This is a genomic window from Microbulbifer sp. SE14 (assembly GCF_059834885.1).
This window is the reverse complement of the sequence record NZ_JCBAJA010000003.1, coordinates 43,480-55,856: the sequence shown is the minus strand read 5'-3', so window position 1 is coordinate 55,856 and position 12,377 is coordinate 43,480. Positions and strand designations below refer to the sequence as shown.

8 protein-coding genes are annotated in these 12,377 nt (G+C 65.4%); 5 read left to right on the top strand and 3 right to left on the bottom strand.

All coding sequences use genetic code 11. The features are described 5' to 3' along the window. Positions 1-2: 2 nt before the first annotated feature. A complete protein-coding gene (gene epmA, locus AC6R19_RS03305; protein ID WP_500578087.1) occupies positions 3-956 on the bottom strand; it encodes an EF-P lysine aminoacylase EpmA in 954 nt (317 codons plus the stop codon). A 96-nt stretch (positions 957-1,052) separates the two neighbouring features. Beyond that, positions 1,053-1,625, bottom strand: a complete 573-nt coding sequence (gene efp / locus AC6R19_RS03300) for an elongation factor P (protein WP_500578086.1) — start codon at positions 1,623-1,625, stop codon at positions 1,053-1,055. Between the two features lie 139 nt (positions 1,626-1,764). Here efp and epmB point away from each other — a divergent pair, with 139 nt between their 5' ends. The 5 genes from epmB (at position 1,765) to AC6R19_RS03275 (ending at position 10,432) form a co-directional block, all read left to right on the top strand. Beyond that, positions 1,765-2,808, top strand: a complete 1,044-nt coding sequence (gene epmB / locus AC6R19_RS03295; RefSeq protein ID WP_500578085.1) for an EF-P beta-lysylation protein EpmB — start codon at positions 1,765-1,767, stop codon at positions 2,806-2,808. A gap of 108 nt (positions 2,809-2,916) precedes the next feature. Further along, entirely contained in the window at positions 2,917-3,081 is a 165-nt protein-coding gene (locus AC6R19_RS03290; protein WP_500578084.1) for a hypothetical protein, read from the top strand. 111 nt (positions 3,082-3,192) lie between these two features. Further along, positions 3,193-5,280 carry an EAL domain-containing protein gene (locus AC6R19_RS03285; protein WP_500578083.1) on the top strand — a complete coding sequence of 696 codons (2,088 nt, stop codon included), beginning with the start codon at positions 3,193-3,195 and terminating at the stop codon, positions 5,278-5,280. A gap of 261 nt (positions 5,281-5,541) precedes the next feature. After that, complete coding sequence (locus AC6R19_RS03280; RefSeq protein WP_500578082.1) at positions 5,542-8,322, top strand: thrombospondin type 3 repeat-containing protein; 2,781 nt, start codon at positions 5,542-5,544, stop codon at positions 8,320-8,322. 163 nt (positions 8,323-8,485) lie between these two features. Beyond that, positions 8,486-10,432, top strand: a complete 1,947-nt coding sequence (locus AC6R19_RS03275; protein ID WP_500578081.1) for a M1 family metallopeptidase — start codon at positions 8,486-8,488, stop codon at positions 10,430-10,432. A gap of 266 nt (positions 10,433-10,698) precedes the next feature. On the opposite strand, the gene AC6R19_RS03270 is transcribed toward AC6R19_RS03275, so the two are convergent. Next, complete coding sequence (locus AC6R19_RS03270) at positions 10,699-11,997, bottom strand: erythromycin esterase family protein (protein ID WP_500578080.1); 1,299 nt, start codon at positions 11,995-11,997, stop codon at positions 10,699-10,701. Between the last annotated feature and the right edge of the window lie 380 nt (positions 11,998-12,377).

Below are 12,377 nucleotides of genomic sequence, written 5' to 3'. Positions count from 1 at the left end.
GATCAGGCGCGCTCTATCGGAAAGGCGATCACCTGGTCGATGGATGAATAACCGCCGGCCAGCATCAGCAGCCGGTCTATCCCCAGCGCCACCCCGGCGCACTCCGGCATGCCCGCCTGAAGCGCCGCCACCAGCCGCTCCTCGAACGGATAGACGTGCAGCTTGTGCACGCCGCGGTAGCGGTGATCGGCCCGGAAGCGGCGCAACTGCTCTTCGGCGTCGGTCAGTTCCCAGTAGCCATTGGCGAGCTCCAGCCCGCCCACATAGGCCTCGAAGCGCCGCGCCACCGGCGTGCCCTGGTCATCTTCGGTCACCTTGGCCAGCGCCGCCTGGCTTGCCGGGAAGTCGTACAGCAGCGTGATGCCGTCGCCCATGGCCGGCTCCAGGCGGTGGCTCATCAGCAGGTCCAGGCATTCGTCGCGGCTCTCGGGGGCAAAGGAGAGTTCCACCTCCCGTGCCGCGCACTGGCACAGCGCGTCCTCCGGGGCGGTGTGCGGATCCAGCTGCAGTTCGCGCAGGAACAGCTCCCGGTAACTCAGCGACCGCACCTGCTCGATGCCCAGCGCCAGGCTCAGCAACTCGCCCACCTCGCCCATCAGGCGGCGGTCGTCCCAGCCCCGGCGATACCACTCCAGCATGGTGAATTCCGGGTTGTGCCGGCCGCCGGCCTCGCCCTCGCGAAACGCCTTGCCCAGGTAGTAGCAGTCGCCGAGCCCAGCGGCCAACAGCCGCTTGAGGCCGAACTCCGGGCTGGTGGCGAGAAAGGCGGGCTCGCCGTTGCACAGTGCGGTGATCGAATCGATATGGGGATCACTGGTGGCGCGGCGGGACAGGGTGGGTACCTCCACCTCGAGCACACCGCGCTCGGCGAAGAAGCGGCGGATATCCGCCAGAAGCGCGGCGCGGCGGCGCAGGGCCTCTAGCGAGGCGGTGGGTTGCCAGGAATTCTCTGTCATTTATGCAGGGCACCATTGACCGGCCGGTGCACAGGGCGCACCCTACCCGAGTCCCGAGTCCCGAGTCCCGAGTCCCGAGTCCCGAGTCCCGAATTCTCAGTCTTCCTTGGCCCGACCCAGGTATTCGCCGGTGCGGGTGTCCACCTTGATGGAGTCGCCGATCTCCAGGAACAGCGGCACCTTGACCACGGCGCCGGTGGCCAGGGTGGCCGGCTTGGTGCCGCCCTGGGCGGTGTCGCCGCGCAGGCCCGGATCCGTGTCGGTGATCTCCAGGACCACGTGGTTCGGCGGCGTCACCGCCAGCGGCGCGCCGTTGTACAGGGTCACGGTGCAGACGTCCTGCTCCTTCAGCCACTTGGCAGCGTCGCCGACCGCCTCGGCGCTGGCCTGGTGCTGCTCGAAGGTGTCCGGCTCCATGAAGTGGTAGAACTCGCCGTCGTTGTACAGGTACTCCATCTCGCGGTCCATCACGTCGGCGGCCTCCAGGGACTCGCCGGAGCGGAAGGTGCGTTCCCAGACGCGACCGGTCTTCAGGTTGCGCAGCTTGACGCGGTTGAACGCCTGGCCCTTGCCGGGTTTGACGAATTCATTTTCCACGATGGAGCAGGGGTCGCCGTCGAGCATTACCTTGAGGCCGCCCTTGAATTCGTTGGTGGAGTAACTAGCCATGAAATCCTCTGAATATTCAAATGCCCGGGTACCTGAAGAAACTCCCGGCCACCCTATCAATTTCAACCCTTTCAATTTCTGCCAGGGTGCTTAAAATTTGCGCGCTCTGCGCAACCCTAACACCTTGAAACGGCCGCCCATGATACAGCACGCCCCCGCCACCAGTGAAATAGTCGCCCGCGAGACAGCCGCGGAAGACGGCTCGCGCCGCTGGCAGGACGAACTGGCGGACCTGGTCACCGAGCCCGCCGAGCTGCTCGAACTACTGGGCCTGGACCCGGAACAGCTGCCGGCCGCCTTGCAGGCCAGCGGCGAATTCGCCCTGCGGGTACCGCGCCCCTTCCTGAAGCGTATACGTCCCGGCGACCCGCGCGACCCCCTGCTGTTGCAGGTGTTGCCAGGTGCTCCGGAACTGCAGCCGAGCCCCGGTTTCACTGCCGATCCCCTCGAGGAAGCGCGGGCCAACCCGGTGCCGGGGGTGGTGCACAAGTACCGCGGCCGCCTGCTGCTGATCGCCGCCGGGCAGTGTGCGGTCAACTGCCGCTACTGCTTCCGCCGCCAGTTCCCCTACGGCGACAACCACCTGAACCGCAGCCAGTGGCGGGCCGCACTGGACTATATCCGCGCCCGTGGCGAGCTGCGCGAAGTGATCCTGAGCGGCGGCGATCCGCTGGTGCTGGGCGACCGCCAACTGGGACGGCTGGCGACCGAACTGGCGCAGATCCCCCAGTTGGACAAGCTGCGCCTGCACAGCCGCCTGCCGATAGTCGCGCCCAGCCGCATCACCGACGAGCTGATCGCCTGGTTTAGCGGCTCGCGCCTGAAGCCGGTGCTGGTGCTGCACTGCAACCACGCCAATGAAATCGACGGGGAGGTGCGTGCGGCGCTGGCGAGGCTGCGCGCCGCCGGCGTGACCCTGCTCAACCAGGCGGTGTTGCTGAAGGGCGTCAACGATAGCGTCGGGGCGCTGGAGAGTCTCAGCGAGGCGCTGTTCGCGGCCGGAGTGCTGCCCTACTACCTGCACCAGCTGGACAGGGTCCAGGGCGCGGCCCATTTCGAGGTGGAGGATGAGCGCGCGCTGTATCTCGTCGAGCAGCTGCGCCGGCGCCTGCCCGGCTACCTGGTGCCGAAGCTGGTGCGGGAAATTCCCGGCGAGGCATCAAAGTCGCCGCTGGGTAGCTAACAGCGACGATTTCCGCCCAATCCTTATTTGGGCATATGTCCCAATTTGTTGTCGCCAATACCAACTTGCGGCAAAAGACCGCTTCATATACTGCCGGCAAACCAAAAGATGTGTATTGCCATACCGGAAGCCGTCCTAGAAGCGGCCGCCGCAAAGGTGGCCGAGACACGACAACCCCTCACCCGACTCCAGATGCCGGCCCGGTCCCTGTCGGCCCTCAGGCAGAAGCAGACCCTCACCGCCGGCAGCTTCGCCCGCTTCGAATTTGTGTGACCTGGATCGCTTTTGCCCAATTCCCCGCCCTTGTATGCCACCGTCGCCGCCCCCTAAACTAGCGGGTTCGCGGCGTAGGTATTGCCGCACTGTAGGTAATAAGAGCGAATAATGAGCAGCAACGACACCATCCGACTCCTCCTGATCCACGACACCCCCTCCGAGGCCCAGCGCCTGGTTAGCATGCTGCACAACGCCGGGCGCCCCAACCGGGCCCAGCATGTCGCCAGCGAAGCGGCGCTGACCAAGCTGCTGCAGGACAAGACCTGGGACCTGCTGATCGCCGCCGAGAGCAGCAAACAGGTCCCCCCTCCGGTGGCCCTGCGTACCATCAGCAAGCTGCAGAAAGACGTGCCGGTGATACTGCTCACCGAGCGCAGCGGCGCCCAGCCCGCGGTCGAGGGCCTGAAGCTGGGCGCGCGGGACGTGGTGACCGTGGACGAAGACCAGCATTTGCTGCTGGTGATACAGCGCGAGCTGACCGCGCTGGCCAACCGCCGCCAGGCGCGCCTGCACGACCGCCGCTACCACGCCACGCTGCAGCGCGCCAAGGAGCTGCTGGACAGCTCCAAGGACGCCATCGCCTATATCTCCGACGGCCTGATCGTCTACGCCAACGACTCCTTCGCCGAGCGCTTCGGCTACAAGAGCAATGAGGATGTCGAATACCAGCCGCTGATCGACATGCTCGCCGGGGGCGAGCAGGAAGAGGCGCGCGACTTCCTGAAGCAGTGCGCCATCGACAACAACGAGGTGGAGGCGAGGGAATGGAAGTTCACTGCCAAGACCGCGTCAGGTACACCGCTGCCCACCCGCGCCGAGGTGCTCTCCACCATCTACGACGATGAGCGCTGCCTGCAGGTGCGCATCGCCGCCCGCGGCGGCGATACCGAGCAGCTGGAAGCACAGCTCAGCGATATCAAGAACCGCGACCCCCTCACCGGCCTCTACAACCGCCAGCACTTCCTGCAACTGCTGGGTTCGGCGATCAAGTCCGCCGCCGGCTCCCAGCGCACCGGCGGCCTGATGTTCATCGAAGTGGACCGCTTCGAGGAGACGGTGCAGAAGGTCGTCGGTGTCGCCGGCGCCGACGCCTTGCAGAAGGCGATTGCGCAGCTGCTGCAATCCAGCCTTCGTCGCGGCGACATGGTGGCGCGCTACGGCGAGGAGAGTTTCTGCCTGCTGATGCCGGACACCACCCCGGATAGCGCCGAGCAGCGCGCCAAAGAGATAGTGCAGAAAATTACCGACACCATCTTCGACGCCGCCGGCAAGACACTGCAGGTCACTGCTTCGGTGGGGATCTCGCTGCTCAGCGAGGCTTCCGGCAACGCGCAGAAGGTGCTGGATCAGGCGCTGGCGGCCCACGACCAGGCGCTCGCGAAGAGCGAGCAGGGCGGCGCCGTGGCCCTCTACGAACCGGACACCAGCGCACAGGGTGACGCCGACACCTACCACCGCGCGCGGGTGGTGCAGGCACTGGAGGCCGGCAAGCTGAAGCTGCTCTACCAGCCGATCCTCAGCCTGCAGGGCACCGGTGAGCAGATGTACGAGGTGCTGGTGCGCCTGGTGGACGGCAAGGAGGAGTTGGCGCCGCAGGCCTTTCTCGAGGCTCTCGGCGACGCCGGCCTCTCCAGCAAGATGGACCGCTGGGTGACGCTCACCGCGATCAAGGCCGCCGCCGCCCAGCGCGCCAACCGCAAGGACGTGTCCCTGCTGCTGCACATCACCGCCGCCTCCCTGACCGACAGCGGCCTGCCTGCCTGGCTGGGGGTGGCCTTCAAGGCCGCCAAGGTGCCGCCCAAGGCAGTGGTCTTCCAACTGCGCCAGGAGGATATCACCAGCAACCTGCACGCGGCCCGCGACTTCACCAAACAGGTGCAGGAACTCGGCTGCCGCGTGGCCATCTGCCACTTCGGCACCGGCCTGAATCCCTTCAAGGCCCTGGAGCACGTCAAGGTGGATATCGCCAAGGTGGACCCCTCATTCGTGCGCGAGGTGCAGGACGAGGGCGAGAGCAGCGAGACACTGGCCAACCTGGTCAGACAGCTGGGCGAGGCCAACACCCGGGTGATAGTGCCCCATATCGAACAGGCCAGCATGCTGCCGACCCTGTGGCAGACGGGCACCGACTATATCCAGGGCTACTACGTACAGGCCCCGGCGGAGGAGATGAACTTCGACTTCAGCCTCGACTAGCCACCGCCGGACAGGGATGTCCGCCCCCGATTCCCTTCGCTTTCTTCACCCGCCATTTCCCCGCCGACCTCCCTTTCCTGTCACCGGCAATGCCCGGTTGGTACAGAAGCACAAACCACGCTGCCCGCGTGAAATAGACCGCCAGCCGCTGCGCTGTCCGGATGGCGAAGCCAGGACTTTTGGTCTAACTAGTTTGTGACGCGTGTCCCGGCCGCGCCAACGACACCCACCCGCGCCCAGCAATAACAATAGAGTGCGCTCATGAAAGCTCCCCACCTGCTGACAGCCTGTTTGCTGGCACTGCTATTGGCCGGCTGCTCCACCGGCAGGGACGCGGACCGCTCCGGCCCCCCCTCGGACGAGCCGCCCGCGGCAGTGGACAGCGACAGCGACGGCGTTGCCGACAGCGACGACAACTGCCCGAACCTGGCCAACGGCGACCAGGCCGATGCGGACGGTGACGGCCTCGGCGATGCCTGTGACGACGACCGGGACGGCGACGGCGTTGCCGATGCAAATGACAACTGCCCGGCCGTGGCCAATGGCGACCAGGCTGACGGCGACGGCGACGGCCTCGGCGACGCCTGCGACAGCCTGGGCGACCGGGACGGCGACGGCGTCGCCGACGCGGCAGACAACTGCCCCGGCACGGCCAACCCCGACCAGGGCGACACAGATGGCGACGGCGTCGGCGACGCCTGCGACGACAGCGACGATACCGACAGCGACGGCGATGGTGTGCCGGACAGCGCCGATAATTGCCCCGCCGAACCCAATCCCTCCCAGGCCGATCTCGACAGCGATGGTCTCGGTGACATCTGCGACGCCGATCGCGATGGTGACGGCGTCGTCGATGCCAGCGACAACTGCCCCGCCGCCGCCAACCCGGCGCAGTCGGACCTGGATGGCGACCAGATAGGCGACAGCTGCGATGGCGATATCGATGGCGACGGCGTCGACAACGGCGGCGACAACTGCGCGCTGGTAGCCAACCCGGGCCAGCAGGACTGGAATGGTAACGGCGCCGGTGATGCCTGCGAGGATAGCGATGGCGACGGTTTCGACGATGAAATCGACAACTGCCCGCAGTCGGCTAATCCCGGCCAGGAAGACCTGGACGGCGACGGCATCGGCGACATCTGTGATAGCGACGACGACGGTGACGGCATCGGGGACGACTCCGACAACTGCCCCATCGCCGCCAACCCGACGCAGGTGGACACCGATGGCGACGGTGCGGGCGATGCCTGCGACCTGGACGATGATGGGGACGGCATCGACGATGGCGTGGACAACTGCCCGCTGACCGCCAATGCTGCGCAGTCGGACACCGACAGCGATGGCCTGGGCGACGCCTGCGACGACGACGACGACGGCGATGGGGTGGGGGATGGGGCCGATAACTGCCCGCTGGTGGCCAATCCCGGCCAGGGTGACCTGGACGGGGATGGTGTCGGCGACGCCTGTGAAACCGACGGCGATGGTGACGGCGTACTGGACCCGCTGGACAACTGTCCGCAGGTCGCCAATCCGGGCCAGCAGGATAGCGACGGCGACGGCGTGGGCGACGCCTGCGAGGACGGGGACGGCGACGGTATCGACGACGACGATGACAACTGTCCCGCGGTGCCCAATGCCGGCCAGTTGGACGGCGACGGCGATGGCGTGGGCGACGCCTGCGACACGGATGACGATGGCGACGGGGTGGATGACGGCACCGATAATTGCCCGCTTGAGGCCAATGCCGGTCAGGAGGATCTGGACGGCGACGGCATAGGCGATGCCTGCGACAGTGACGCCGACGGCGACGCCATCGAAAACTCCGCCGACAACTGCCCACTGCTCGCGAACCCGGAGCAGACGGATACCGACGGCGATGGTGACGGCGACGACTGCGACGGCGACGACGACAACGACGGTATCGAAGACGGTGATGACAACTGCCCGCTCGAGGGCAACGCAAGTCAGGAGGATCTGGACGGCGACGGCCAGGGCGATGCCTGCGACGCAGATGACGACGGTGATGGGGTCGATGACGGCGCCGACAACTGCCCGCTGCTTTCCAACAGTGACCAAGCCGACCTGGATGGCGATGGCCTCGGCGACGCCTGCGACAGCGACGACGACGGCGATGGTGTCGCCGATGGCGGTGACAACTGCCCGCTGGTACCCAATCCGGACCAGGCCGATGCCGACGGCGACGGCCTCGGCGACGACTGCGATTCCGACGCCGACAACGACGGTGTCGCCAACGGCGTTGACAACTGCCCGCTGACCGCCAACGGCGACCAGGCGGATGCGGACGGCGACGGCATCGGCGACGCCTGCGACAACGACCTGGATGGCGACGGCGTCGGCAACGACTCGGACAACTGTCCGACGGTGCCCAATGCCGGCCAGGCCGATCTGGATGGCGACGGCGAGGGTGACACCTGCGATTCTGACGACGACGGCGATGGGGTGGACGACGGCGTCGACAACTGCCCGCGGGTAGCGAATGCCGATCAGCAGGATACCGACGGCGACGGTCTCGGGGACGCCTGTGATGACGCTCCGGAGGAATACAGCTGCGCGCCGGGTGCACTCTTCCAGCCGATCCTCGCGCCGGCTGCCGACGTCTCCAAGAAAACCTCGAGCATGTCGGTGAAAAATGAGGGATATGTGATTGACGCCGATTTGAACAACGCCGCTGAGATCTCTAGCCTGCTGGGGCTGGGATATGCCCAGATCACAGTGCGCGATACAGATAACGTCTACAGCGGATCCCAGAGAGTGGGATTCGTGATGTCCCAACCCGGCGGTCTGCTGGAGTTGTCGCTGCTGGACAGCCTGACCCTTTCCGTGCTGCGCGACGGCAGCATCGTCGACAGCGCAAGCGGCAGCAGAGTACTCGGCGTGCTGTTACTCGAAGGCCAGTCCGACCGGCAGCTGGTGGTATTTGAAACTGAGCAGACCTTCGACGCACTACGGATTCGCTATGACTCGGTGCTCGCGGTACTGGTACAGTTTAACGTGCACTCGGCCTGTGCGGCCCCGAACTGATACTCATCCCTGTAGGAGCGGCCGTTGGCCGCGATCGGACTGAGAAATATTCCGCATCGATCGCGGCCAACGGCCACTCCTACAAGCGATCCCTCCAACATTCCGCACGGCTCCTGTATCCTGTGCCGCGATCTAACAAGTACAACATCATTGGAGCCATCCCATGTTGCCCCGCTTACTCTGTACCAGTCTGTTCGTCGGCGCCCTCGCACTGGCGGGCGGCTGCACAAAATCAGAACCGCCCAAGCCCCCGGCGGAAAACTCCGAAACGCAGCCGGCAAAAGCCGAAACGAAAAAGGCCGCGGACAAGGCGCCGCAGTCCGGCGTGGACTACCACTCCTTCGCCAATACGGACGACTACCGGGTGGAGCACCTGGACCTGGATCTGACCGTGGACTTCGAGCGCAAGGTGCTCGAGGGCGAGGCGGTGCTGCAGCTCAAGCGACTGAGCAAAAAGAATCCGCCGCTGGTGCTGGACACCCGCGACCTGGAGATAGAGTCGGTAAAAGCCGGCCACGGCGGGCAGATGCAGCCGGTGAAATTCTCCCTGGGCGAGAAGGACGGCCACCTGGGCACGCCGCTCAAGATCGAGCTGCCGAAGGACGCCACCAGCGTCGCCATCCAGTACAGCACCTCGCCGGACGCCTCCGGCGTGCAGTGGCTGGAGCCGCAGCAGACCGCCGGCGGCGAGCACCCCTTCCTGTTCACCCAGGCCCAGGCGATACACGCACGCAGCTTCGTGCCGCTACAGGACTCGCCCAAGGTGCGCATCACCTACAAGGCCACCGTGCGCACGCCGAAAGAACTGCGCGCGGTGATGAGCGCAGACAATGATCCCAAGGCGGAAAAGGACGGCGTCTACGAATTCGAGATGCCGCAGCCCATCCCCTCCTACCTGCTCGCGCTGGCGGTGGGCGACCTGGAGTTCAAGCCCATGGGCGAGCGCACCGGCGTCTACGCCGAGCCGGAACTGCTGGACGCCGCCGCGGCCGAGTTCGAGGATACCGAGTCCATGCTCGAGGCCACCGAGAAGGTCTACGGGCCCTACCGCTGGGACCGCTACGACCTGCTGATACTGCCCCCCAGCTTCCCCTTCGGCGGCATGGAAAACCCGCGCCTCAGCTTTATCACCCCGACGGTGATCGCCGGCGACAAAAGCCTGGTGGCGCTGATCGCCCACGAGCTGGCACACTCCTGGTCCGGCAACCTGGTGACCAATGCGACCTGGCGCGACCTGTGGCTGAACGAGGGCTTCACCACCTACCTGACCAACCGCATCATGCAGAATATCTACGGCGACCAGCGCTACAAAATGGAGATGGCGCTGGGCTACGACGATCTGCAGGAGACGCTGGAGGACAAGCCGGACAGCGACGAGATACTGGCGATCAACATGCGCGGCCGCGACCCGGACGAGGTTTTCTCGGATATCCCCTACGAGAAGGGTTCGCTCTTTCTGTACGAGCTGGAGCAGAAGATCGGCCGTGAAAACTTCGACCAGTTCCTGTTGGACTACTTCAACAAGTTCTCGTTCCAGAGCATCACCACGGAAGATTTCGTCAAATACCTGAATGAGACCCTGCTGAAGCAATACCCTGACAAGCTGAGTGCTGAGCGTATCAATGAATGGATCTTCGAACCGGGCATCCCGGAGGGCGCGCCGCATCCGCAATCCGATGCCTTCACCAGGCTGGACCCGGTGCGGAGCCAGTGGCTGGACGGTGAAATCAAAGCGAAGGATATCGACACCAGCGACTGGACCTACCACCAGTGGAAGTACTTCCTCGACGGCATGCCGGAAAAACTGAGCGAAGAACAGCTGCAAGAGCTGGATGCGGCCTTCGGCCTGACCGAGTCGAAGAACAACGAGATCGCCTTCAGCTGGCTGATGATCGCGGTGCGCAACCAGTACCAGCCCGCCTACCAGCGCCTGGAGGACTTCCTCACCAGCATCGGCCGCAACAAGTTCCTGCGCCCGCTGTACCGCAACCTGGTCGAAACCGGGCAGAAGGACCTGGCCGTGCGCATCTTCGAACAGGCCAAGCCGGGTTACCACCCGCTGTCGGTGAAGGTGAACAGCTGGGTTATCTACGGCGATAGCGAAAGCTGACGTAACTTCTCGCACCTTCTCTCGCCAGTAAGAACGGTGGCGGCCCTGCTGCCGGTGGCCGTCCGGGAAAAAGCCTCATCGGTCTTGTATCAGCCGCAGGCGCTTTTCCCGGACGGCCCCCGGCATCAGGGCCTTCGCATCAGCGCTGGCATTCTTTTCCGAGTCCAGATGGGCGAGCAGGTTCGACTGTAGGATGGGCAAAGGAGCGCAGCGACGTGCCCATCACAAGCCCCGGACCAGTCAGAAACTCCACGAAGCGCCTGCGGCTAAAAACCCCACGGAAATGTATCCGGCGGCCCCGCCTCACTGGACGCCTCAATATGCAGCGGGTGCAGCGCCCGGGTTTCCTCAAGGTGGATAAACGCATCGTAGCGGCGCGCCAGCTCGGTGGGTACATACTGGAAGCGCTCGTAGGCCGGGTTGTAGACGACACCGACGGCCCTGTGTCCGCGGCTCTGCAGAAACTCCCCGCGCCCGTCCGCCTCGTCGAACAACAATAGCCCGTCGTCTCCCAGCGCCTCGTGCATGGCGCCCTCCCAGGAGTGATGTGGCGCTTCCGGCAGCGGCATCTTCTGTCGCTCGCCGCCCCAGTGCCCGCCGGCGATGACGCTGCCTCTGTGGCAGCCGAAGCCCACCAGCCGCACCCGCTCCGGTCCCCATTCCTCCCGCGCCAGCTGGCCGATATTGTGCATCCCCTCGTGCTGCATGTCGGTGGCGCGGGCGTCGCCGACGTGGGTATTGTGCGCCCAGACGATGCCCTTGCTGTCCGGGCCGTGGTGTTGCAGCAGGCGGTTCAGGGTCTCCATCATGTGGGTGTCGCGCAGGTTCCAGGAGCCGGGGCCGGCCGCCACCATGGTGCGGTAGTAGCGCTCCGCATTCACCATCACGTGGGCATTCTGTTCGGTGTCGAAATCGCCCTCGGGGTCCGCATCGAAGCGCGGGCGCCGGTGCGCCAAGCGCAGCAGCAGGCCCACCACCTCGTCCGCGCAGTCCTGGTGTGTACTGGCCGTGTGCCGCGCATAGCGCTGCTCGTCGCGGCCGTAGGGTTGGAAGCAGCTGAAGACCCGCTCCGCCAGCGCCAGCGACTGGGGGTCGTTGCGGCGCACGTGGCCGATGATCGCCTCCAGGGATTCCCACAGGCTGTACATGTCCAGGCCGTAGAAGCCGACCCCGCGCTTGCGTTCGGCATTGTGCCGGCGCAGCCACTCGGTGAAGGCCACCACTTCCCAGTTGGCCCACATCCAGGTGGGCCAGCGGTCGAAACCGCGCAGTACAGACTCGGCGCGCTCCCCGGACTGTGGGTAGGATTTCACATGGCGGTTGACCCGGTAACAGTCCGGCCAGTCCCCCTCCACCGCGACAAAGTCGAAGCCCTGCTCCTCGATCAAGCGCCGGCTGATGGCGGCGCGCCAGATGTAGAATTCGGAAGTGCCGTGGGAGGCCTCGCCCAGCATCACGATGCGCGCGCCCGCCAGCTTTTCGATCAGTGGACCCAGATCGTCCCGGCCGCGCAGCGGGTGCGCCAGGTTTCGCAGGCTGTCGAGAAGTGGTTCGCTGTCAGTCATAAGCCCGGGCACAGGTGGAGGACAAAACTTGCGGTGCCTTCTGAGAGAATAGCGCCTGCGCACTTGTTACCGCTGTCGCACGCAGCCAATTTTTCGGCGGGAAATTCAACCGTGCGCTATCCTGCGCGGAACGCTTTGCGTAATCTGCAGTCGGAAAGGTACCCGCGCGACAGGCGAGTGAATGGAGGCGTCCATGGGCAAAAGAATGGCTTTACTGCTGTTGCTGGCGCTGCTGGTCGGCAGCTGCAGCAACCACGTCTGCACCGATCGCCACAAATCCCGCCCGTTGCCTTTCCCCCACGCGATGGCGTGACCTATCACACTTCTCTCTGCGGGAACGGCCCCTGGGAACGCCGAGCTCCAGCTCGGCATGCGGGCCA